Source organism: Turicibacter sp. TJ11 (assembly GCF_021497505.1).
Classification (GTDB): Bacteria; Bacillota_I; Bacilli_A; order MOL361; family Turicibacteraceae; genus Turicibacter.
Window position 1 is genome coordinate 1,755,360 of the sequence record NZ_CP069349.1, and the last position, 23,868, is coordinate 1,779,227.

18 protein-coding genes are annotated in these 23,868 nt (G+C 33.1%); 2 read left to right on the plus strand and 16 right to left on the minus strand.

Annotated elements, in window-relative coordinates; all coding sequences use genetic code 11:
• The first annotated feature begins 1,727 nt into the window (after positions 1 to 1,727).
• Positions 1,728 to 1,895, plus strand: coding sequence for a hypothetical protein (locus tag JRC48_RS08385; protein WP_235069148.1), 168 nt, complete (start codon positions 1,728 to 1,730; stop codon positions 1,893 to 1,895).
• A 582-nt stretch (positions 1,896 to 2,477) separates the two neighbouring features.
• On the opposite strand, the gene rpsR is transcribed toward JRC48_RS08385, so the two are convergent.
• The 4 genes from rpsR to ychF all read right to left on the minus strand — a co-directional run bounded on the left by rpsR (position 2,478) and on the right by ychF (position 5,049).
• Complete coding sequence (rpsR, locus tag JRC48_RS08390; RefSeq protein WP_006784586.1) at positions 2,478 to 2,711, minus strand: 30S ribosomal protein S18; 234 nt, start codon at positions 2,709 to 2,711, stop codon at positions 2,478 to 2,480.
• Between the two features lie 53 nt (positions 2,712 to 2,764).
• The gene (locus JRC48_RS08395; protein ID WP_235069149.1) at positions 2,765 to 3,331 is read right to left on the minus strand and encodes a single-stranded DNA-binding protein; all 567 of its coding nucleotides are present in this window, start codon (positions 3,329 to 3,331) and stop codon (positions 2,765 to 2,767) included.
• 30 nt (positions 3,332 to 3,361) lie between these two features.
• Positions 3,362 to 3,649, minus strand: a complete 288-nt coding sequence (rpsF, locus tag JRC48_RS08400) for a 30S ribosomal protein S6 (RefSeq protein WP_235069150.1) — start codon at positions 3,647 to 3,649, stop codon at positions 3,362 to 3,364.
• 299 nt (positions 3,650 to 3,948) lie between these two features.
• On the minus strand, positions 3,949 to 5,049 hold the full coding sequence (gene ychF, locus JRC48_RS08405) for a redox-regulated ATPase YchF (protein WP_235069151.1): 1,101 nt from the start codon (positions 5,047 to 5,049) through the stop codon (positions 3,949 to 3,951).
• Between the two features lie 232 nt (positions 5,050 to 5,281).
• Between ychF and JRC48_RS08410 the strand changes: the two genes are divergently transcribed.
• Complete coding sequence (locus JRC48_RS08410; protein WP_235069152.1) at positions 5,282 to 5,674, plus strand: NUDIX domain-containing protein; 393 nt, start codon at positions 5,282 to 5,284, stop codon at positions 5,672 to 5,674.
• Between the two features lie 25 nt (positions 5,675 to 5,699).
• On the opposite strand, the gene JRC48_RS08415 is transcribed toward JRC48_RS08410, so the two are convergent.
• The 12 genes from JRC48_RS08415 to JRC48_RS08470 all read right to left on the minus strand — a co-directional run bounded on the left by JRC48_RS08415 (position 5,700) and on the right by JRC48_RS08470 (position 23,856).
• A complete protein-coding gene (locus JRC48_RS08415; protein WP_235069153.1) occupies positions 5,700 to 7,943 on the minus strand; it encodes a glycosyltransferase in 2,244 nt (747 codons plus the stop codon).
• Between the two features lie 161 nt (positions 7,944 to 8,104).
• Positions 8,105 to 8,872, minus strand: a complete 768-nt coding sequence (locus JRC48_RS08420; protein ID WP_235069154.1) for an A24 family peptidase — start codon at positions 8,870 to 8,872, stop codon at positions 8,105 to 8,107.
• Positions 8,873 to 8,923: 51 nt separating this feature from the next.
• On the minus strand, positions 8,924 to 9,946 hold the full coding sequence (locus JRC48_RS08425; protein ID WP_235069155.1) for a type IV pilus twitching motility protein PilT: 1,023 nt from the start codon (positions 9,944 to 9,946) through the stop codon (positions 8,924 to 8,926).
• Positions 9,947 to 10,003: 57 nt separating this feature from the next.
• Positions 10,004 to 15,511 carry a DUF5057 domain-containing protein gene (locus tag JRC48_RS08430; protein ID WP_235069156.1) on the minus strand — a complete coding sequence of 1,836 codons (5,508 nt, stop codon included), beginning with the start codon at positions 15,509 to 15,511 and terminating at the stop codon, positions 10,004 to 10,006.
• Positions 15,508 to 16,038 (minus strand): prepilin-type N-terminal cleavage/methylation domain-containing protein, encoded by a 531-nt coding sequence (locus JRC48_RS08435; protein ID WP_235069157.1) that lies wholly within the window; start codon positions 16,036 to 16,038, stop codon positions 15,508 to 15,510. Before JRC48_RS08435 ends, JRC48_RS08430 begins: the two co-directional genes overlap by 4 nt.
• 11 nt (positions 16,039 to 16,049) lie before the next feature.
• Positions 16,050 to 18,203, minus strand: coding sequence for a DUF2572 family protein (locus JRC48_RS08440; RefSeq protein ID WP_235069158.1), 2,154 nt, complete (start codon positions 18,201 to 18,203; stop codon positions 16,050 to 16,052).
• A gap of 11 nt (positions 18,204 to 18,214) precedes the next feature.
• A complete protein-coding gene (locus JRC48_RS08445) occupies positions 18,215 to 19,084 on the minus strand; it encodes a type II secretion system protein (protein ID WP_235069159.1) in 870 nt (289 codons plus the stop codon).
• A gap of 9 nt (positions 19,085 to 19,093) precedes the next feature.
• The gene (gene gspM / locus JRC48_RS08450; RefSeq protein WP_235069160.1) at positions 19,094 to 20,320 is read right to left on the minus strand and encodes a type II secretion system protein GspM; all 1,227 of its coding nucleotides are present in this window, start codon (positions 20,318 to 20,320) and stop codon (positions 19,094 to 19,096) included.
• Positions 20,317 to 20,871: a PilN domain-containing protein gene (locus JRC48_RS08455; RefSeq protein WP_235069161.1), complete on the minus strand. Its 555-nt coding sequence runs from the start codon at positions 20,869 to 20,871 to the stop codon at positions 20,317 to 20,319. The genes gspM and JRC48_RS08455 overlap by 4 nt, the downstream gene beginning before the upstream one ends.
• Positions 20,872 to 20,881: 10 nt before the next feature.
• On the minus strand, positions 20,882 to 22,018 hold the full coding sequence (gene pilM, locus JRC48_RS08460; protein ID WP_235069162.1) for a type IV pilus assembly protein PilM: 1,137 nt from the start codon (positions 22,016 to 22,018) through the stop codon (positions 20,882 to 20,884).
• Positions 22,019 to 22,092: 74 nt separating this feature from the next.
• Positions 22,093 to 22,578: a prepilin-type N-terminal cleavage/methylation domain-containing protein gene (locus JRC48_RS12775; protein WP_370630363.1), complete on the minus strand. Its 486-nt coding sequence runs from the start codon at positions 22,576 to 22,578 to the stop codon at positions 22,093 to 22,095.
• Positions 22,579 to 22,653: 75 nt separating this feature from the next.
• On the minus strand, positions 22,654 to 23,856 hold the full coding sequence (locus JRC48_RS08470; RefSeq protein ID WP_235069163.1) for a type II secretion system F family protein: 1,203 nt from the start codon (positions 23,854 to 23,856) through the stop codon (positions 22,654 to 22,656).
• Between the last annotated feature and the right edge of the window lie 12 nt (positions 23,857 to 23,868).

Below are 23,868 nucleotides of genomic sequence, written 5' to 3' on the forward strand. Positions count from 1 at the left end.
CCATCTAACTTCTTTCTATTATCACTTTGTCTTATATCCTATTCATTTGACATAACTAACTTAACATTCCTTCATTTAGACATCATCATTCATTCCTTTTTCTAACGATCTTTAACATCTATCAACTTGATCAAGACATCTGAATATTTGAGACCTAACATCTTTACTCTTTATTATAGCGCAACTTTTATCGCACTAAACACCGTCTACTCAAAAACAAAAGTTCTAACTTCATACTAACATCCTCTTACACTCGCTCTATACCTGAACCCTTTATCCCACTACAATCTCTATCACGCATCTACTACTTGACTAACTATCTTACTCTTATCTTAATACTACTCCTTTTAAAATAAAACCCATACTTCCTCCAATACATCTAACATTTCATATCCTATCAATTACTACCATCCTCCTACACTCGCTCTATACCTGAACCCTTTATCCCACTACAACCTCTATCACACACCTACTATTTTACTAACTCTCTCACTCTTATCCTAATACTAATCATTTTAAGATATACTACAAACACCTTCCACTACATCTAACACTTCATATCCTATCACTTTCTAACATCCTCCTACACTCACTCTATACCTGAACTTTTATTCCACTACAACCTCTATCACACACCTACTGCTTTACTAACTATCCCACGTTCATTCTGACACTATTTACTTTAAAATAAATCGCATAATTCCTCGACTATACTAATCCTTTAAATCCTATCACTTTGACACTAACATCCTTCTACAATCACTCTATCCTTGCACTTTTTATTCCAGTACAACCTCTATCATACATCTACTACTTACTAACTCTCTCACTCTTATCCTAATACTAATCATTTTTCCACTATATCTAACATTTCACATCCTATCACTTTCACACTAACATCCTCCTACACTCACTCTTATTCTAATACTAATTCTTTTAAAATAAACTTCATACTTCCTCCAATACATTTAATATTTCTTATCCTAATTACTCTATCTTTGAATTTTATATCTTACTACACGCTTTAAAACTATCCCATCCCCCTTCCAGTCTTTCTACTAACTTTGTAATAACTATCCAATCACATCACTCTACTTCACACACCAAAAGATAGCATATCCATCCACTAACCTTCCTTTACATATTAACTAACACACACTACTCCTAAACTAACTAACGTTATAACATGAAGTGACTCATAATAAAATCGACAGCACTCTATCTAGCATTTTTCTCACTACATCCATCCATTTTTATACACAACAATACTACAATAATCATTAAAACTATTTTATATCATTACTCTACTAGATCCTAAAGTATTTCGAGTTATCTAAACCACACAACGACTACTACCAAACTAGACACGTACCATTTTTAAAGTACTCTTATCTCATTCATCCAACTCAATTCAACGATCATTTTACATCAAATATTCAGACCTTTATATTCTAAGTTATTTATTTTCATATCCACTATCATAATAACCTTTACCTATAACCCTTCATCCTTTCACTTAACTCTTGCTTTCTATCACATTTTAATATAAATAACTTAGCTAGCATTTATTATTTATCTTTTTCATAAATCAAAAAAGGAACCTAATCGGTTCCTTTTCCTTATCCACAATTTATAAAAGTTTTAAAAAAAGACTTAATTTTTTTTATTATCGGTATATAATTAAATTGTAACTATTTGATTATAATGTTTTAATAGGAGTGAGACATATGGAAAAAAATAATAGCTATAATCCATTTCGTTTATTAAGTGATGCACACTTAACAGAAGATATGAGCTGCTGCACAGATACTTATTTATTAGATCGTTCAACAATGAAAGTTGAACCATGTGAAGTTATTGCTGATGTTCAAGAAAACACTGAAGAAGAAAAATAATGAATTAGAACAGGAAATCTCCTGTTCTTTTTTATATGACCTAAACTCTTTATATGGAAACAGAAATGTTTTCACATTCGAATGTACACCCTAATGAACACCCAACTTTCAAAATCAGAAATCATTTTCGTCTGTATAGTCAAATTTACATCCTAATGAATAGTTTAGGATATTTCTACGCATGATTAATAATATAGACTAACGTTGCTCTTTATCACCTTATTTTTTAATGAATTCAAAAAAAAAATTAAAACTTTTAATAAATTTTAATGATATCGCATATCATCTCTTACATAATCAGACAATTAAAACGGTATTACCAATGAACAAATGAATTTAAACATTCCAGCTGTGAATAATACTTAATAATAATTCATTAAGAAAATAAAAAAAAGGCTGTCTCAAGCGAGACAACCTTGGTTAAAACTTAAAAATTGGGCCCTGATGCAAATATCTCTGTTGCGAGATTCGTCAGAAGAAACGAAAGTTTCTTTTACATCACCTGACGAATAATAAAGGTTAGCTAATATTTTATAAAAAAATGGCGCGAAGCCCGCGCCACTCTGTAAACAAGTGTTATTACTATTCAGCAGAGAATGGTAATAATGCCATGTGACGAGCACGTTTAATAGCAACTGTTAATTCACGTTGGTATTTAGCGCTTGTTCCTGTTACACGACGAGGTAAGATTTTTCCACGATCAGATACGAAACGTTTTAATAAATCTACATCTTTATAGTCGATTTTCGTAATTTTGTTTGTTGTGAAATAGCAAACTTTACGACGACGACGTCCTCCACGACGGAATTGAGCCATGATAGTTCCTCCTAACATCTTTTAAAATTGTTTATTTATCTTTTATCTAAAAATTAAAATGGTAAATCATCATCAGAAATATTAATAGTTGAGCTAAAATCAGGCTCATTATTAAATGATTGAGATGGATTTGTGAAGCCTTGATCTGGACTTGGCGCTCCTCCAAATGGATTTCCACCAAAAGGATTTGATGCAGGTGCTTGAGGTTGGAATGATGGTGTTCCACCGTATCCTCCTCCAAAACCTCCACCGAAGTCTTGTGATGGTTGTGCTCCAAAGTTTCCTCGATCAGCAGATGCAGAGCGTGGTTCTAAGAACTGCACACTATCGCAAACAACATCTGTTGTGTAGCGCATTGAGCCATCCTGAGCTTGATAGCTACCTGTTTCAATACGTCCTTCCACTCCGATAAGAGATCCTTTACGTAAAAACTTAGCCATGTTCTCAGCTTGACCGCGCCATGCAACACAGTTGATAAAATCTGCTTGACGTTCTCCATTTTGACTAGTGAAAGTGCGATTAACCGCAATACTGAATCGCAAATTAGCGATACCGTTAGTTGTATACTTTAGTTCTGGATCACGAGTTAATCGCCCTACTAAAACAACGCGATTAATCATTTATACCACCCTCACTTAGTACTTAAAATATTATTCTTCTTCTTTGATAGCGATGTAACGGATAACATCTTCGCTGATTCCAGCTAAACGATCGAATTCGTTTTTAGCTTCGATTGAAGAGTTAACTGTCATTACTACGTAGTAACCTTTTGTGAAATCTTCGATAGCGTATGCTAATTCACGCATACCCCACTCTTTTAATTCAACGATTTCAGCTCCCATGTTAGTGAACATGTTTTTGAAGTTTTCGATTACTGCTTTGCGTCCTTCTTCTTCTAAGTTAGGACGAACGATGTACATAATTTCGTATTTTCTCATTATATTGCACCTCCTCTTGGTCTAGACGGCCCATCTATGGGCAAGGAGTAATAGTCTTATTACTCACAGTCATATATTATAGCACATCATAAACCATCATAGCAAGACAAAATAAATTTATCTTGTAACAATTTGTAGTGTGTATGATGTATAAAAATAGGCACATTCTCAAACGTGCCTATCTGACTTCATCATCAACATCTAGTTGTGGATATCATGACAAATTTTAATTGTTATTAATGATGAATCCTATTTATTATTGTTTCAATCACTTAAAATTTATTCAATGAAACAATTTTTTAAACATTAAAACGGAATAACATAACATCTCCATCTTGCACGATGTATTGTTTTCCTTCTAAACGATAGCGTCCCGCTTCACGTGCCGCTTGTTCTGAACCGTATTTTAATAAATCATCATAAGATACCGTTTCAGCGCGAATAAATCCTCGTTCAAAGTCACTATGGATAATTCCAGCACATTGTGGAGCTGTCATTCCTTTAATGAATGTCCATGCGCGAACTTCTTGAACACCAGCTGTAAAGTATGTCGCTAATCCTAATAAGTCATAAGCCTCACGAATTAATTGATCTAATCCGCTTTCTTTGATTCCTAATTCCTCTAAGAACGCTGCTTTTTCTTCGTCTTCTAATTGAGAAATTTCTTCTTCGATACGTGCACAAACTTTAATCACTTTTGCACCTTCACGATCAGCATACTCTTGTAAAGCTTTTACATAATCGTTATCTTCTCCAGCCATTAAATCATCTTCACCGACGTTAGCCACATATAAAATCGGTTTTAACGTTAATAATTGTAAATGTTTAATGGCTTGTAATTCATCTTCGTCTAACTCTAACGCACGAGCCGGTAATTCTTGATCGAATCCTTCTTTCACTTTCTCTAAAACAGCTTGTTCAGCTTTTGCTGCTTTATCTCCTGATTTCGCTTGTTTAGCTAAACGTCCTAAACGACGATCCACTTGCTCCATATCAGCTAAGATTAACTCTAAGTTAATGACTTCAACGTCACGAATTGGATCCACTGATCCTTCAACGTGAATGATATTTCCATCTTCAAAACAACGCACGACTTGTGTGATCGCGTCTACTTCACGAATGTTAGCTAAGAATTTATTTCCTAATCCTTCTCCGTTACTTGCTCCACGTACAAGACCTGCAATATCTGTAAATTCAAATGTTGTTGGAACAGTTTTTTTAGGTTTGACTAATTCTGTTAATTTATTTAAACGCTCATCCGGAACTTCAACGACACCTACGTTTGGGTCGATTGTCGCGAATGGATAGTTAGCTGCTTCGATTCCAGCTTGAGTAATTGCATTGAATAATGTCGATTTTCCGACGTTCGGTAAACCAACGATTCCAGCTGTTAATGCCAATGTCTTCACGTCCTTTTATTATCAAATATCGTCACTGATACCAGCGACCTAGCAAAAGTTTCTGCCTATTTAGACACCTATTTGTTCAATCGAACGTTTGTGTCCAAAATTTACTGATTCGTATCTATTTTACACTATTTTTATGACTTTAGCAAAATGAACTCACATTCTGACATTTTTTTCTGACAAACTGCATATACTGTGTTTAACGTTAAAGAAAGGATGTGGGATGATGACACAAATTAATTTTTCAGTTAAAGGTTTAATCATTAAAAATCATGAATTTTTGGCTCTTCATAAAGTGAGTGCTCACTGTGAATATTTTGATCTTCCTGGAGGAAAAATGAAAGTTAACGAAAGTGCCGAAGAAGCATTATGTCGTGAAGTATTAGAAGAAACCTCTCTTGTCATTAAACCCGTCCGACTTTTACATCATTGGGACTTTATTAACGATGATTACTTAATTATGGGGGTCATCTACTTATGTGAAGTGATAAAAGGTGACATTACGTTATCTTCTGAACATGATTACTATAAGTGGTTACCTTTAAGTGAAGAGTCTGTTCCTTTACTGACGCCTTCACTTGCACAACCCATTGCTGATTTAAATCTTCATGCGATATAAAAAATCCCAGTTTAACTGGGATTTTTTATGATTTTAACCAGTAAGACACTTCTTGATGCCAAATGACTGAAGGAATGTCTTTAGCATTTTTTATTTCATATAAATAGTACGTTCCATCTTCACGCGTGATTGTCTGAATCGCCTCACATTTAAGCGTGATCTGTGGATGAGTGAATAAAGGAATCTCTACTTCTGGTAATTCTTCATCTAAATCAAATAAGAAGTATTGATAGTTAAAATTAATCGCTTTCACTTGTTCACCTGTCTTTGTGACAAATGTTTTTGATAAAGCAACACGTGGTCGCTTTCTTAAAAACTCCTTCGATGTTTTTTGACGTTCAAAAATGTTGAGCTTGATGTCATTAATAATACTTGAATCTAAAATGCGATCCGGTAAGTGTGGGACACGGTCATATAACAGTTTAATAAATTCTTGATAATTTTTTTCTGTCATTCGTTTTATTTTAAAGACATATCGATAATCATGTGATGAATCCACACGAAGTAATTCTGCTTCAAAATTTACGGTGTATTCATCTCGCTTTAAGGTCAGCTGATGCGCTTTTTCCTCGGATATATAATAGGGAAACGTTGAAAGTAGACAAACCCCATGTTCTGACACATCATACACATCAAACATATAAATTTCATCATCAACATGGATTGTTACAGTTGCTTCCATTTTAAATCGATCACTTAATCGTTGCATCGGACGTCCTAAAATAAAGAAAATCGCCATCAATAAGCAGTAGCTATTCATACTTAACCAAAGAAGCACAACGACATAGCTACTCCAATCGGGTGTGAATAGATAATAAATACAGCGCATCATTCCGATTACCGTTAAGACCATTAAAATCAAATGAGGAACGGCTAACTTTAAGACATCAGAATTTTTATGAACCATCGTTTTATCTTTACGTGTCACTTCAAATTTTTTCATACTAATTCCGATGCTTTCAAGTAAAATAGCAGGCAGCAGTGATGGCATTAAAATCGTTTCATACACATTCGTCCACTTCATCGTGCGAACATTTCTTGAAAAACGGCGCAGTGTCATAAGGGTAATGACATACATCGGTAGCCAAAAGATAAGTACTTGGATCAAGGTTGCTTTGACGACTAACACATTAAAAACAGCAAATAAAATAGGGGCTAGCAAGTAACAGAATCGTTTTAAACTGTTATACCAATAAAAAATAGCGTTTGTATAATTCAGGCGTTGTTTAAAACTCAACCCACTCACAAATAACGGACAATAACGACGAAACGTTTGAATACATCCTCGTGCCCAACGATTGCGTTGTTTTAAAATTCCTTCTAAATCGTGAGCTGCAAGTCCGGACGCTTGAATCGAGTCAATGGCGTACGAAAGATATCCTGCTCGTTGAATTTGCATCCCTGTCGCAATATCTTCTGTAATAATTCCGGTTACAAATCCCCCAATGTCTTCAAGTGCTTTTCGAGATAAAACCGTATTTGATCCCCCATAAATCACCGAGTTACTTGAATTTTTCCCGAGCTGGATATCTTTATAAAAATAATCCTGCTCATTTGGAATTCGATCTTCTGAGTATAAATAATACTGAAAAATATCCGCATTATAAAATACCTGTGGAAGTTGAATAAATCCTAAAGGTTTTGGTAACTCTTTTTCCTTAATCCCTTGTTCACGAAGCTTTTGACGCCCTATTTCATTTTCAATGAAAAATGGCAAACTCTCCATTAAAAAGTTTTTCATCGGAATCATGTCTGCATCCAGTGTCACAATATACGGTGATGACGTTTGACTCAGGGCATGATTTAAATTTCCTGCTTTGGCATGTTCATTATTATCACGCGTTAAATAGCCAACCCCGAGTCTCTTAGCTAATTGCTTAATCGTCGGTCGACGCCCATCATCTAATAAATAAATGTGGACTTTATTCAAATCAGGATAACGCATATTTTTACACCCTATGATCGTCTTATAAAGCAGTTCTTCCGACTCATTATAGGTCGCAATGAAAATATCCACATCTGGGTATAAACGCTCATCTTTTATCTCGGGTTTCACTGGAACGACGAGTTTTGTGACGTTTAAAAAGTGAATAAAAAACTCTCCCATTCCAAAAATCTCAATCACTAATAGCAATAGTCCACAACTAAACGCAAACCATCCGTAGCCAATAGGAAGGGTGAAAAAGATGCGCCAAACAAAATAAATACTTGAAAATAATACATAAAAAATAAGCCAATATCGCTTATTCTTTATCTTCTCTGTCTCCATTTCATACTTCCTCTCTATGTCAATTCATGTCATAAAATAAGCTTCATTTTCAGTGTCGAATACAGTCGAACACTCTATATAACATACTCCGTCTATGCATGAATTGTCACTAGGGGAAAATTGGTTAACAAAAAGACGTGGGAATTTACCACGTCTTTTTGTTAGATAAATAAATGAAAATACCAATTTAAAAAACTTGTTCCATAAAAAAAGCAGATGTAAGATGCGATCGCAATAAAAGGACCAAATCCAATCGGTTTTGTTTTATCTTTGACAAAAAATAATAGATAGATCAAAGCTAATATCGCTGCTAAAAAGATCGATAAAAAAGTATTAGAAATTCCTAGCACGAATCCGACTACTGCGTATAACTTAATGTCTCCACCACCAAGTGCCTCTTTCTTAAATAAAAATTGTCCGAGTAAACCAACACCATATAACGTTAAAAAACCAACGCCCGCTCCTATTAACCCATCAGTTAAGTGATAATCAGGATAAATGACATAAAGAATGATGAGTACGGCTCCAAAAAATAGTAGCACTTTATCTAAAATCAACTGATAGTAAAGATCAGATACCGTAATAATGATTAACATCGATAAGAAGGCCCAAGCAATATAAATGGCTCCTGAGTGAAACCCATCAAGTCCATAAAACCAAACAGGAAACACAAATAAAAGACCTGAAAAAATTTCAGATAATAAATAAATCGGTTTAATTTTCATCTGACAGTTTCGACATTTTCCTTTTTGAAAAAGATAAGAAAAAATCGGGATCAACTCATAAAAACGAAGCTCATGCGAACAACCTGGGCAGCGGGAACGATCACTCACCCAGTTCTCACCAATCGGCATCCGATACCCTACGACGTGATAAAAGGATCCCAAACAAGCTCCAATAAAAAAAACTAACAAATAAATCAAACTCATTCATAAAGCTCCCTTCTATGAAGTAAATACGCATCGTAGATAATGTTTCTTTTAATCTAAATAACCTTTTGCATCTGAAACATTAATTACCCCATACATTAATAATTCATTAATGGCCATCTCCATCGTTTGCATCCCAACATCACGACTCGTTTGAATGACGCTTGGAATTTGATAAACTTTTTCTTGACGAATTAAATTAGCAATAGCTGGCGTATTAATCATAATCTCGCAAGCAGCGCGTCGTCCATCTGCATCTTGACGTTTAAATAAACGTTGCGCCACGACTCCCACTAAACTTCCAGCTAACTGCATCCGAATTTGGCTTTGTTTTTCAGCTGGAAAAACATCAATAATACGTTCAATCGTTGAAGCGGCCGATGACGTATGTAACGTTCCAATCACAAGATGTCCTGTTTCCGCTGCTGTTAAAGCAATTTGAATGGTTTCTAAATCTCGCATTTCTCCAACTAAAATAATGTCTGGATCTTGACGAAGAGCGACTCGTAAAGCTTGGTTAAAATCATAAACATCCGAACCAATTTCCCGCTGATTAATCATACACTTTTGATGACGATGTTGAAACTCAATCGGATCTTCGAGTGTAATAATGTGCTTATGAAAATTTTGATTCACATGATTAATCATAGCAGCTAATGTCGTAGATTTCCCGGAACCTGTTGGACCTGTTACTAGTACTAACCCTCTAGGTTTTTCAACCAATCCCTTGAGTCCTAGCGGTAATTCTAGTTCTTCTAAGGTTGGAATTTGACTTGGAATAGGTCGGATTGCTAAAGCACATTGCCCTCGTTGATGATAAGCATTCACACGAAAACGAGAAACGCCTGAAATACTATGCGAAAAATCTAACTGCAACTCCGATTCGAACTTACTAAAATGTTCATCGGGAATAATTTCTTTAACTAATTGATTAACTAAACTAGGTGTCATCACCTCATCATTTAAAGGCGTTAGCTCTCCTCGCAAACGAATCATCGTAGGTAAACCTACTGTAATATGAATATCTGAAGCTTTTAAATGAATCGCTTCGGTTAGAATATCATTAATTTTCATTTCTCTATCCTTCCTTCATACGAAAAACTACGTCATGAACTGACGTAGTTTTTTAAATTAGAATAAGTATGGTAAGTTTTCAGTCTTATCTTCATTAATTTGTTTAATAGATTTAATACTTGTTGATTTCTCTTTAGTTCCAACTCTTAATGTATTCGTATAAATACCGTTGTTAATATCAGGAACTTTTACACTATAGTGTATTAAAACTGGAGTGTTTATTGGAATTTTATTAACAAAATTAAACATAATTAGATCATTAGATTGCTGTCTTGCGGAATAAACCTCCACATTTTGAATTTCTTCAAGTTTTACTCCACTATTCGTTGTTAAAATTTTATAGGCTTTAACATTATTTTCAGAAATATTAAATGCCTTATCGACTAATAACTGAACAGACTGTAATGAAGATTTATAGGTAAATATTCCAGCAAAATTAACTGTTGAGCCCCCTACAAACTCTTTACGAAGATCTTCTCCAGATTGTGTAACTTCTGATGGAATGATTTTAAATTGATTATTACTTTCATCTAATCCACCATACAATCCGTGATTAATATCTGTTTGTGGTTCAATAAAAATAAAATTACCTTCATAAATATTCTTTTCATAGTTAATCTCAAACTGTAATCCTTTCTTCAAATCAACATTTTTATTCTCATTTCCACTTTGTTGGATTACTTCAAGGTTTTTCAATCCATCCGGTAACTCAACTTCCAATGAATACTTACCTGTAGGTACATTATCAACAACAAATTCACCAGCACTATTAGGTTTCACTGTCCATTCTTTATTGTTATCTTTCCCTTGAACGGTTAATTTAGTTTGTAACAATTGCTCACTAAATTGTTCTGATATAAGTTTAATTCTAATTTGCCCTTTTTTTATCCCTAATGTTAAGGATTGATCTCCAGTAATAGTGGTAGTACATGAATTAATACAATAACTACTCTTTCCTTCTACTTTAAGTGAAATAGTATTTGAAGGTGAAAAAGCTGAATTTTCTTTAATGACTAGTTTATAGATTGTTTCAGCAAATTGATTTGTTAATTCTCCTAGATTTCTATTAGATTCACCAATTAATTGGAGAGAGCTTGGAATTAAACTTAGATTATAATTTAAGCTCGTATACTTACTATTATAGTTTTCTGATTTTGAAAAGTTAGCAACTAAATCTATCGTATCTCCTACAAGAAAACCAGTATTTCCATCTTGAGGTGATAATGAAACGGTTAATAAATCTAAATCAACAATTTCTAAAGTTTTAATAACTTCTTCTGATTTAGCTTCATGCTCATCTACAGCATAAACTTTTATCTTTAATTGATTAGTATCAGTTGAGACTTGAGATAAAAGAACTTGATCTAAAGTCACTTGAAAACTTTCATTATCTTTCTGATTTTTATAAATGATTGGAGTTCCTACTACTGAGCATTTATTATCTTTACAAGCACTTACCTCAATTGTAACATCCATTAAGTCTAAATCAATATCACGTGGAATAACATTGAACTCAATTTTATTTTGAGATAACGAGATTTGTTGTTCATTTTCTATATTTTGAACTTCAACAGTCGGGCGATGATTGGCTCCACGTTCAGCTTTAATAATTGTATTAACAAATAGTTTTAATTCAGATTTAGGATAATGAATATACTCCCTTCGTTGTTCACCCGTCCCTGAAAAAGTAATATTTCCTCTTGAATACGTATAATAATTATTTCTTACATCGTAAGGATTTACACTGTTAATCCATGTATTAAACTGGGGGCGCCTTCCTCCATTTTCTCCTTTGTTATTAGGTGAGAAACTATACCAAGGAATTACCTCCTCATCTTCTAAATTCAATTGATAATACTGTCCATGTGTTCGACGAATTCGTAATAGTCCTTCTTCCTCTTCATCAGTTAAAACATATGGATAACTTGTAATTAAAGCATTATTCGTTTGATAAACACCAGTCGACATTGAGTTAGTAGCACCTTCACTATCCCCCATTAATCCCCAAATAGTTAGCCCATTAGTATTAGTACCTTTAGTATTTTGATCATAATTAATTTTATCACCATTAAAATCATTAACTATCTCTCCATCTGAAATAGTTGGATAACGTGATTGTCCTGAAAAAACACGAAATGTATTAAACATAATAGGAGTACTATTCTTTTCAATTGTATCATGTGTCAACATTAACCCTTGCCCAGTTCTGACAAATTCAATTAGAGAATCTACGAATTTTAGAGAATCTGAGTATTTACTTTTGTCTTTATCATTATTGTCGCCACCAAATGCGTTCCTACCATACACGTCTTGAAAACCACAAATAACCATATCATAGTATCCATTTAAATACTTAAATTTTAGCTTAGACTCATCTAGCTCATCATCTGAACTATTTAAATACTTAATATATTGTTCATAATATATGATATCAATTGTAATATCATAGTCTTTTAATTCTACTGCTGATAACAGATTAGTAAAATCATCATTACTTTTTAGATTTAATACTTGATAATTTTTATCCTCATCAGTATTACCTTCTCCATCTACTTCATCATAAATACCTTGAGCAGTAATCTGTAGTACATTGATTTTCTTTTTTTCTTCTGTTAGCCTATGGAAAAAGTTACTTCCCGTTAAATATGTTTTTGTTTGATTAGTATCCTCTCGTATAACCTCCAACTTCCACTCTAATAACCCTATAAAATCAGGATGAATAGAAAAATCTAACTTATAATTTTCAAGGGGTAAAGCTAGGTGATCTCTACTAACTGCAATTTCATCTTCACTGTATAGCCCATCACCATTTAAATCTAAGTAAAGATTTAAAGTTACATTTTCTTTTGAATTATCAGCATTTCTGACTGTTAAATCTAAATAACGATTACGGTTTTCTGCTTTTCCATCAACTGCATTAATATCATCTGTTGTTATATCATTAGGTACTGGATCGATAAGACTTATCGTAAATCCTTTTTCTTTCGGATCTAGAGAAATATAATCTTTAATAACTTGCTGTAATGTAACGATATTGGCTCCTGACTCCTTAGAAGTTGTAAAGTTAGTCTTTAAATTTTTTTGCGATCTATTTTGATCAGTAGAGAATATTTTATAAAGGTTGGTCTTCATATAATCAGAATTTGAGTTTGTAGTATTATTAATAATATTTGAGTCAATATAGACAAGTTGATTCTTATTCATGAACTCAATTAATTCATTAGCTTTTCGAACTGTAATATCATTTTCCTCATTATTATCGCCACGATCATAATAGTAGTCACGATATCTATATTGATTAAGCTCATCATTAGAGTTAGTAATACTAGGATCGACATAACGTCCTAATACAACAATATCGTACTTTCCATCTATCTTTTCTGCCTTACCAATAAACTCTGGCATCGACGTATGAGTAATACTAACTTTATATTCATTATTATTTACCTTTATCGTGCCATCCTCTTTACCGGTTCTAATCTTACTTCCATCAGAATTTGTAGTTAACGTGAAACTATCCGCAGGCTGAATCTCTAATATACTTATTGAGTCCTTCACAATAGGGCTAACACTTGGATGTTCCTCCTCATAAACTCCCTCTACCTGGAATATATATTCACCGATATTACGATCAAAGTTAATCATAACTTTTGCATTACGATTTTCTTCAGAAATTTGTAATCCCTCGGGTAATTGTTCTAATAATAGTTCATAATTTCCTGATGGAATTGTATCAAAGATAATATATCCATCTTGATAAATACCTTGATAGTTAGACCCTTTGATAGAAATTGTAGATAACTGGGAAATATTAGCTTCCGCTTCATCAATAACTTTTACTCTAATCTGTCCCCTTTTTACATTGATTATAGTTGAACCACTTCCACTCTCTGTTTTACTACTATCTCCCTGTTTAATCTCATAGTTATATGAACCATCTACTTCATATTGTTTCAAATTTTCATATGTAATATTTGAGTCATCATTAATAATGAATTTATAGTCTAAACTTGCCGTTTGAGTAACCGTACCAAAATTCAGTGTTACATCTTCCCCAACTAATTGTAAATTACTTGGAATCGAATTAACTGTAAAGTTCAACCTATTAAACTTAATATTATTAACATTAGGTCGAATAGCTGTTACACGGGCTATCGCTGTATCTCCAATTAAGTATCCATTTGATAAGGACTGAAAATCAAGTTGAAGTTTATTCGATGAATCAACATCGAAGGGTGCAATCGTAATCGTAGGACTTTCGATAGGAATAGACTGCTTATTTCCAGATATATCAGTATAGGTTAACCTTGTATCTGGATTAAAGATTTTTATATCTCCAACAGCATCTACTTTTATTTTAAATTCTATAAATTGCTCTGGGGCGTGATACCAATTATTTTCTCCTAGCTCATAAACAATTGGATCAATTTTAATCCCATTAACAACAGCCGTTTCTTCTAACAATGTCACTGAGTCCGGTAATTCTAAATTTAACTGTGCATCATTAAAAGAGTAGCTCTTGATTAATTGTTCTGCAATCCTTGTAAATACAGTATCAATAGCTCCCTCATCAGAAGCAAAAAACGTATTATTATCTCCGGTTACGATACCTCCCATTGAAGTGTGAATTTCCTTAAGTTTTTGATTTGCTATTGAATTGCTATCTCCTAATTCATAACCTATAGAAAAAATATTATAATTATTACTACGAATAATGTTTCCTATTTTTTTAGCATATTCAGTAGATGTGGTAACATTGGATTCATTACTATCAGTTCCTGTTCCCTTTAAATAAGGAGAATAATAAGTAACTTTTCCCTTCCGATCTGTTTTGAAATTACCTACACTATCATCTTTAAATTCTGTATAGTAATTTTTTTCACTTTGCGAACTTCCAGAGTAAAATGTAGGTAATCCATCTGACATCAAAATGATAGTTTTATTCGCTGTTGAATCACCTTTCTGACCTAATAAATACTCAGCTTTTCTTAATCCATCTCCAGTATTAGTCCCTCCTTGAGCCTTTATGTTATCAATCATCGTTATTAATCGAGGATCCTGAATATCTAAAAAGTATTCATCTGTAAAAGAAGTATAATTTGGAACACTATGTTGTGAGCTATCCACTGATTTCAAAGATTTTGTTCCATTTACACTAATTGGATTTATGGTTCCATTACTTGAAAAAACAACAATAGCAACTTTTAAATTATCTACCTCTCTCATTTTAGTAATGAATTCTTCCGCAGCATTCTTCAAATTTTCTAATTTTGTTCCACTCATACTCCCTGAACCATCTAATACCAATACAATCTCTTTCGGTTTAGAAATGTTATGTTGAAATGGTTGTGGTGTCAATTTATATCGTACTGTGAATTCTTGCCCGACCATTGGATTACTTGGTGTTATCCCTAAATAAGTAAAATCAATGTGAGGCTTAAGTTTTTCTAAAGAACTTACATCTTTAGTATTATTTATTTGTTCATCTGCCTTAACGGGAGTAATGACTACACATAATATTGTCATTAATATGCTAAAAAGAATTGTTAAATAACGTTGTTTCACCCTTCCCCCTCCTTCTTAAAGTTTCTAAAAACAATATAATTATCAACATGATAATTAACAATTTCTGTTCCGCGCTTCATACTTAAGTTAATGTTAAACTCCATATGATCTGATTTTATTAAATCATCTTCTATTGATGGAATCACTTGAATAGTTGAGATATTTGACGAAAGAATTCTCTTTTGTAAAATATCATTATTTTTTAATTTTTGATAAATCAATTCATTACCTGAAATGATAAATTCATGTAGATATTCTCCATCATCAAGCATTATTGAACGAATTTGATCAGTATTTTCTATAAAATCAACATCATAAATACCCTTTGATTCTAACGCAACGTTCGTTAATTGTGTTTGAATGATTTGACCTTCCATTTGAAGTTCAGATTTCATATCTACTTTACTTAAAATTTTATTATTACTTATGGTCATGGTTGTAACTACTCCACCGATAATAGCCATAATTGCCATTGCAATAATAATTTCAATAAGAGTTAATCCTCTTTTTTTATTAAACTTTTTCATATTTTCCACCACTATTTCAGTAACTGCCATCGTCCGGCACGAATATAGTCTTCAGGATAATAATTCGTTTGAATATCTCCGAGATCAAATCCGTCAACAACTTCAACTTTTGTGGTATCGTAAAAAACGGAATCTACTTTAAAAATTCCCTCTAAGTCTTTATAATTAGCAGCAATCATTTGTTGAGTGACTTCCTTATCAAAAATTAATTCAATGTTGCCGCTATCTTTATTACTTTCATCAATTTCAAGGTTGCCAGCTGAAATAATATTTCCTGTTAACTGAACATTTCCGACTAACTTCACATCACCATTTGTGATAATCAGTGCTTTAGTAACTCCATCTATCGTTTGGACATTTTCTTTATTCTCTTTATTATCCTCATTCCATTTTTTAATATATGTAATATTATTTGTTCCGTCGCCTTGTGCAGTAATTAAAATATCTATGTCTTTATTTTTATTTAAAATAATATTGCCATATGCATGGTTAAAATCAGATATTTCTTTTAAAAATGTAGTGTGATTAAAGTTGATTTGGTTTGCTACCGTCTTTATCACTGATCCTTTTTCATAATTATCTTTAGTAGCTGTCATTCCCATGTTATAAACATGAGAAGCATATTGAACTTTCTTAGCTTCTAAATTCTTACTTTTGGGATCGTCTGGATCTAATGGCATATTAGAGTTAATAACTTGATCGTTACTAATCGCAGCACCAACAGTGTAAGTCTGTTCAGGATTTAAACTAACTCCTCCGTCACTTAACTTTAGTTGACCTTTTTCACTTGCTTCCACAAAATAACTGGCTTTTTTGTCAATAGAGGATTCACGATCAATACTTTCAACTAGTAGTAAAGGGTTATAATATTTCATTTGTACTCTACTTTCATATCCAGGTAGAATTTCGCTATATACGAGATAATTTCCTCGAATGGCTACTGATTCACCTGTTTGATAAGGTTCATCTTTTGTATCAATATAAGCTACACCTGATAAATATGTCTCTTCTTCTACAGTTACACTAGCTCCCTCACTATTAACAATTAAACTACTAGACTCTTTAATAGGTTGACTTTTTTCTACACTATAAATATTTTTATCATTTAACCCATATAAATTTTTCAATGTAACTGTGGATGATTGGCTGTCATTAGGTTGAGGTTGAACATTAACTACTAAATCGTTATCTAATAGTACACTTCCACTAACTGATAAGTTTGCCTCTGTGGGCTCTTCGACTACTTGTTTTTTTCCTATATAAACATTTCTAGCTAGAATATCATCTGTGATTTCAACATTAGCTTTTTGATGTAATGACAGAGTCTCATTTGTAACCATATTCCCCTCTATCCTTAAGCTTCCATTATTCATTTGAATACCATTCTGATACTTTCCGTAAACAACATCATTACTGTCTAATAACTCACTACCTTTTGCGCGTAAATTCCCTTTAATTTGGATATTACCAGTTAAGCTCGCATTTTTATCAATATTAACGACACTATCACTAACGACTGGAAAATTCTCAATCGTTACAACCGATATATTTTCTTTAATTACACCTTGATAAGTCGGTACATAAATATGATATTTGACACTAACTTGACGTTCATTGCTTTGTTGACTTTGAGTTGATGAACTAAAATCAGAAGTAAAGGTGAATGTAAATTTATTATCTGTTCTCTTCTGATCGACCTGAATACTTAACTGATCACTTGATGTAAAATCAAAAGGTTCAAATATAACTTCTTTTTCATCGAACAATGGATAAACTTGATGAGTTAAGCAATAATTTATTATATTTGTATTCTCTATCTCTAGCGAACTATCAGACGATAATGATGATTCAAAAACTTTAATAAACGTGTCTTGAAAAATTTCGTTATTTTGTTCTTGAGATTCATCTAAATTCAATTCACTATCAAATTGAGTTTCAACTTCATGATTCGCTACATCAACTGCATAATTAAAGACTTTTACTAGCACGTTATAAGCCATATTGAGACCTGATTCTGCGCCATATAAATTAGCAACTTTCTTACTTTCATTCACCTTCGTCTTATAATCATTAGCAACAACACTTAAAGAAGTAACTGCTACCGTAATAATAATAGCTGTAAATACAGTAACACTTATCAATGAAGATCCTTTCTTCTTTTTCACTACTCTCCCTCCTATTCTTTTTCATATATATTTAAAGAACTCACTGTATTTCCTTTAAATAAGGCTCCATCCACCTTATCACTTGTAATTATCACTTCAATTTCATATAAATCGTTCATCGATTCAACCGTTAACTCGCCATCACCTAGTTCTAAGGCAGGCATTTTAGTTAAATAGCTAACCTCTACTTGCCCTTTTTCTCTTTTAAACTTTATATTTTTAGGTTGATTTTCTTCAAATTGAATATAAATTTTAACTGATTGATTTGACTGATTTTCAACTGAAATCTCGTAGTTATTATTGATTTCACCTTTTACCTCAATCGCTAACCCTTCATTATAAGCTGATTCTATACAAGACATCTCATCAGAACAAATCTGAGCAACTAACTGAGAATCAATAGTTAGCTTATGTTGATTTAATAGGACGCTATTATTTACGACTAATCGATTGTTATTTTCAGTAATTATAAATTGAGGATTTTTCATTAAATCATTTGAACTTGAACCACTATCTTCATCTAAGTCATTTTGAATTAGATTTTTTAATTCGATTGTTATATCAAATTCTTGCTTCGTTTTTCCATGTGCAACAAACATGTTAGATTCTGAATCTTTTGAAAAGGCTAATTCTAAACCAACTGAATTTAAAACGGTTGAATCCGATAAAGTAATATGATTAACAGATCCTAAGTACTCTAATATTCTCTGTCCTACGACTGTTGCCTGTTGACTTAGTTCTGTTTTTTGACTTAGTTTCACACTTGTATTTACCGTTATAAAAATAGGAATAGATAAAATGGCCAAAAGGGCCACACTAATAATCACTTCTATTAGCGTAAGCCCTGGCTTTTTCGTTCTTTTTTGTAAGTTGTTTTCCATTAAACTCACCTACTTATTTTTAACATTCACTGTAAATCCTTCACTATTAACTGATACACGTGGTGCTTCTGTATCATCATCTTTAATCTCAATATTTACCACTAAATCCGTCTCATTTTTTACTTTTAGTTGAACTCCAACTTGATCAGTTGCTTCTAAGCGTGACTCACTCATAATTTGCATTTCGATTGTATCATTAACTGGGGTAAACTCTACGCCTAACTCTCCACTAGAAGGATAAGCCCCTTCACTTGTTTCGTATTGATAATAGTACTTCTCACCCTCTTGTTTAAATGTCACGGTGATTGGTTCAATTTCATTTTTATCTGTGAATAAGTAAGAGTCTCTACTTTCATCTAATGCTTTTCCAATTGTCACAGCTGGTAAATCAGAAGCTGATGAACGGACTAACATCATAAAGTCATAAACTTTTACGCCTGATGCTAATAATTGTTCAATGGTTGAACTATAAGCTCCACTGGCTGCTCCACTACTAAAAGGTAATTCTTTTCCATAAGTATCTTCTAATGTCCATTCTAAGTATTCTTGATCTTGATTACTTAGTTTAGGAATCGCATAAAATTCTAGTGTTGTACTTCCTGTAACTTCACTTTCGTTTAGCGGTGTTAACGATAAATTACTTAAGACTAAATTGTATTCCCATGATTGAATAGCATCAATAAAGGCCTTAACCACTTCATACGTCCCTGTAAAAGATAAGCCAATACTCATGATCTCAGCTGTTGAATTTGATGTTATTGCTGAGTCGCTATCACTATCAATTGCCTCTTCTACCACAGGCTCATTAGTTGTTAAACCTGAATATTGATTAGTAAGTACTGATAAAGAACTCTGTGGTAATTCATACGTCCCACCGGTAAACGGTTGAACGGCTTGTGCTGAGATTTGAGAGAAACCGATGGTTGCAGCAATACCAGTTTCATTGATTAGTTCATCTAAAGCTAAAATAATTTTTTCTTGAATCAGGGTTGGATATAATACTGATGTCGTTTCACTAACTGAAGCTGTTATTTTTTTTATTTTGTCTTTTCTTGATTCAAGTGAACTAATATTCTCCATCACTTGATCATATCTTGTTTGAACATCAAACAACTCATTTTCTAACTGATTAACTTTATTTTGTTTAGGACTAAAAATAAATTGAAAATAAAGAACAGCTACTAACACACATGAAACAATCATTAATAGACTTTTTTCACGTTGACTCATCTTCATGACTGAGCACCTCCATTGATCGTACAACTTAAGCTAAAGGAATACGGTGATTCAGCTGAAATAGATCCAATATAAACATCTTTAATAAACGATAATTGTTTCAAATTATATTGTACCTCAGCGATGGCTGTTCGAGACTGTGAACTCGCTTGCATCGTAATGGTTGTATCATTAATACTTAAACCACTAAATGTAACATCAGAAGGAATCGTTGAACTAATTTGATTGAGTAACTGCGTAGTAATCAAATCACGAGATGTAATATTATCAACTAAAATATTTAACTCTTGATCGTATTGATTTAATATTTCTAACATTTCATAGATGCGATCAGATTCAGCGATTTGTTCTTGAACTTCTGGAGAATTTAACGCCTCATTTAACTCATTAATTTTTGAAGATAATCGGAATTCCTGAACAGACTGTGTAATAAACGCCCCTAAAATAATTAAAAGTGTTGTTCCCCCTAAAAAGTAACCGTAGCGATTCTGATTTTTACTTTGTTCTTTTTTACTAAGATAAGTACTAAAAAAGTTGATATCTTGTCTCATGTCACACCCCCTACAAACGAATCATTGCACCAATGGCATTGATATAATGATAAATTTCATTGGCTGGTTTTTCAAAACTCACTTGATTTAATTCATCTAATAATGAAACAGGAATATTTAATTTATCACTCATGTAAGTGGGTAAGCCTTCTAGATGAGAAAGTCCCCCTAGAATGAATAAGTGATCAATTTGGTTTCCAACGGATTTATTTCGATAAAATTGTAAGACGCGTTCGAGTTCATACATCATTTCATCGACACATAATCTTAACACTCTTGAAGCGGGATCTTCATCCGTCAAATTAGCAGATTCGATTAAAGATGCCGCTGATTTTATTGACATATCTGGCAGCTGATTCAATCTCTCATGGATGATAATTCCACCAGATTTAATTAAACGGGTAAACTGAATATTTCCATTTTTAAAAATATTTAAATCAATAGATTGAGCTCCTATATCAACAAAAGCAACCGTACCTTCTAAATCAGTTACTTCCTTTACCAACTGTGTATAATTAGCTAACTTTCCTAAGGCATTATAACTCACATCAAGTGCATACGGTTTTAATCCTACTTCTTTGAATAACTCATAATAAGATGATGCCATTTTTTCTGGGAATGTCACTACATTTAACTTCAGACGTGGTTGCCCACTAATTTCAACTTCTTCTAAAACGACGTATTGAATTAAATAATCAGCTAGGTTAATCGGTAAAAACTGTTGAATCTCATAACGAACGACCGTGTCTAATTCCTCATCCTCAACCACTGGAACGAATAACTCACGATTAATAATTTGTGTTGAGTTTAACGTACAAACCGCATGCTTTGCTTTTACATTGTTTTCTTCTAAAGATTTTTTGACGACTTCACTTAAACGAGCAACATCTAAAATACGACCATCTTCAATGAATCCTTGAGTAGGAATCATAAAGTAATTCGTGATTTTTAATTGATTGTTTATGTAACGACCTTCTACCACTTTAATAAACTCATTTCCAAAATCAAAAGAAACAATCGGTTTTAACATTAACTTTGGCTTTTTAATCTTGGATGGTTTAGAAGACGATGCTGTTTTTTTCTTAAATAAATCATTAATATCTGCCGTTAAAAGCGCCTTAAAATCAAACTTCTTTTTCTCTTCCATTTTTATCACCTCAACTCATACTCATATTTTTAAAAAGTGTAAAGCCGAAACTTTACACTTTTTAAAAATAAATACTATTGTGCGTAGCGATCTTCACCCTTTGGATAGATGGTATAAACAGTATCACTATCACCATTAGATGTCGGTGCTTTGGTACCAGAAGCAGCGACAATTTCTACATCTCCATTGTTATTTAATCCTATAAAATAATTATAGTTTTGATAAGTTTTAGGTGTTTTAACACCAGGTGTTTCGGTTAAAACACTAAATGCTGTTCCACCACTTGGAACCACTCCTACTGCACTTAATGGATAATATGTGAATGTGGCTCTATCTGCTGGTAGAAGAATCTTTTCATCAGCTATCGCAGCCGTAACTACCGAGTAAATTGTACGTGCCGTTCCTAAATCTGATGACACATTTGCTTTTTCACGAATTTTACCAAATGCTGGAACTGCAATCGCTGCTAAAATTGCAATAATTGCGATAACGATAATTAACTCGATTAGTGTGAATCCACGTTTTTTGTTACGTTTTTTTGACATTAATTTTTTAAACATACTTTTTCCTCCCTATATATACTTTTTTATATTTCCAACTAAAACTTGAATGAGTTTTAGATTTGGACACGTTCATTAAATTTGCGTATACATTTCAAACATTGGTATCATGATTGCTAACACAATGGTTGCAATGATAATCCCCATGACGACAATCAGTAACGGCTCAATTAAAGCCGTTGTTGCTTGAATTTGAGCTTCTAATTCATCATCATAAAAGTCAGCCGTTTTTGCTAAAATATCATCAAGCGATCCCGTCTCTTCACCAATGTGAATCATAGACGATAACATTGGTGGGAAAATCTTCGTCTCTAAAATCGGACCACTCAATCCCTCTCCTTTAACGAGTTCTTCACGAACCGATTGCAACGCTTGTTCGGCGACCTTATTTTGTACAACCTCTGATACAATGTGAATTGATTGGGCAAGTGGGATTCCACTTGATAGTAAGGTCGATAGAGTTCTCGTAAAGCGAGAGACAATCATTTTTTGATTTAGTGGTTTGAGGATCGGAATGGCTAACTTCATTTGACTCAGTGTATACTTTCCATGATCCGTTTTCGCATACATTCGATATCCAAAAAACGCTAAAAACAGCGTGGTGATGATTAATAGATACTGTGATGTCATAAAATCACTCGTCGCAAGTAAGGCTCTCGTTAACCACGGAAGTTCAACTCCATTTTCATCAAACATTTGAATGAAAGTTGGCATGACAAAGGTTAGAATTACAGTGACAGCTCCCGCTGCGACAATGGCTAATATAGCGGGATAAATCATCGCATTTTTAACTTTACTGCTCACTTTACTTTCTTTTTCATAATAAGCCGACATCCTTAACATAATCGTATCTAAATTCCCACTGACTTCTCCTGATTGAATCATTTTTAGTAATAATTCCGGGAAAACCTCGTTATGTTGGCTCATTGATTCTGACAGTGACTCTCCACGTCTGACTTCATCCTCAACTTGAGCAATTGCCTTTTTCAATTCTGGATGTGTTAATTGTTCTGATAAAATATTTAAACAGTGATCAATTTGAACCCCTGCATCTAACATCGTATAAAACTGACGACAGAATACAGCCATATCTTTTAATTTAACCTTTTTGCTAAATCCTAAGTTGATTTGTTGGCTCTCAATAATTTCTTCAACCATTAATGGATAATAACCATTAGAAGAAATAATGGCTAATACCTCATCTTTTGATTTCGCTTCATAAACTCCTTCAACTTTTTCATTACTCGTCGTTAAAGCACGGTATTTAAACTTGGCCATTATTCCCCTCCT

Bases quoted from the DNA above. Each gene is read 5' to 3' on its own strand.
- JRC48_RS08425 (WP_235069155.1), bottom strand. From the start codon at position 9,946: ATGAAAATTAATGATATTCTAACCGAAGCGATTCATTTAAAAGCTTCA.
- rpsF (WP_235069150.1), bottom strand. From the start codon at position 3,649: ATGAGAAAATACGAAATTATGTACATCGTTCGTCCTAACTTAGAAGAA.
- pilM (WP_235069162.1), bottom strand. From the start codon at position 22,018: ATGGAAGAGAAAAAGAAGTTTGATTTTAAGGCGCTTTTAACGGCAGAT.
- JRC48_RS08435 (WP_235069157.1), bottom strand. From the start codon at position 16,038: ATGAAAAAGTTTAATAAAAAAAGAGGATTAACTCTTATTGAAATTATT.
- JRC48_RS12775 (WP_370630363.1), bottom strand. From the start codon at position 22,578: ATGTTTAAAAAATTAATGTCAAAAAAACGTAACAAAAAACGTGGATTC.
- rpsR (WP_006784586.1), bottom strand. From the start codon at position 2,711: ATGGCTCAATTCCGTCGTGGAGGACGTCGTCGTCGTAAAGTTTGCTAT.
- JRC48_RS08470 (WP_235069163.1), bottom strand. From the start codon at position 23,856: ATGGCCAAGTTTAAATACCGTGCTTTAACGACGAGTAATGAAAAAGTT.
- JRC48_RS08445 (WP_235069159.1), bottom strand. From the start codon at position 19,084: ATGGAAAACAACTTACAAAAAAGAACGAAAAAGCCAGGGCTTACGCTA.
- JRC48_RS08395 (WP_235069149.1), bottom strand. From the start codon at position 3,331: ATGATTAATCGCGTTGTTTTAGTAGGGCGATTAACTCGTGATCCAGAA.
- gspM (WP_235069160.1), bottom strand. From the start codon at position 20,320: ATGAAGATGAGTCAACGTGAAAAAAGTCTATTAATGATTGTTTCATGT.
- JRC48_RS08420 (WP_235069154.1), bottom strand. From the start codon at position 8,872: ATGAGTTTGATTTATTTGTTAGTTTTTTTTATTGGAGCTTGTTTGGGA.
- JRC48_RS08385 (WP_235069148.1), top strand. From the start codon at position 1,728: ATGGAAAAAAATAATAGCTATAATCCATTTCGTTTATTAAGTGATGCA.
- JRC48_RS08415 (WP_235069153.1), bottom strand. From the start codon at position 7,943: ATGGAGACAGAGAAGATAAAGAATAAGCGATATTGGCTTATTTTTTAT.
- JRC48_RS08455 (WP_235069161.1), bottom strand. From the start codon at position 20,871: ATGAGACAAGATATCAACTTTTTTAGTACTTATCTTAGTAAAAAAGAA.
- JRC48_RS08410 (WP_235069152.1), top strand. From the start codon at position 5,282: ATGACACAAATTAATTTTTCAGTTAAAGGTTTAATCATTAAAAATCAT.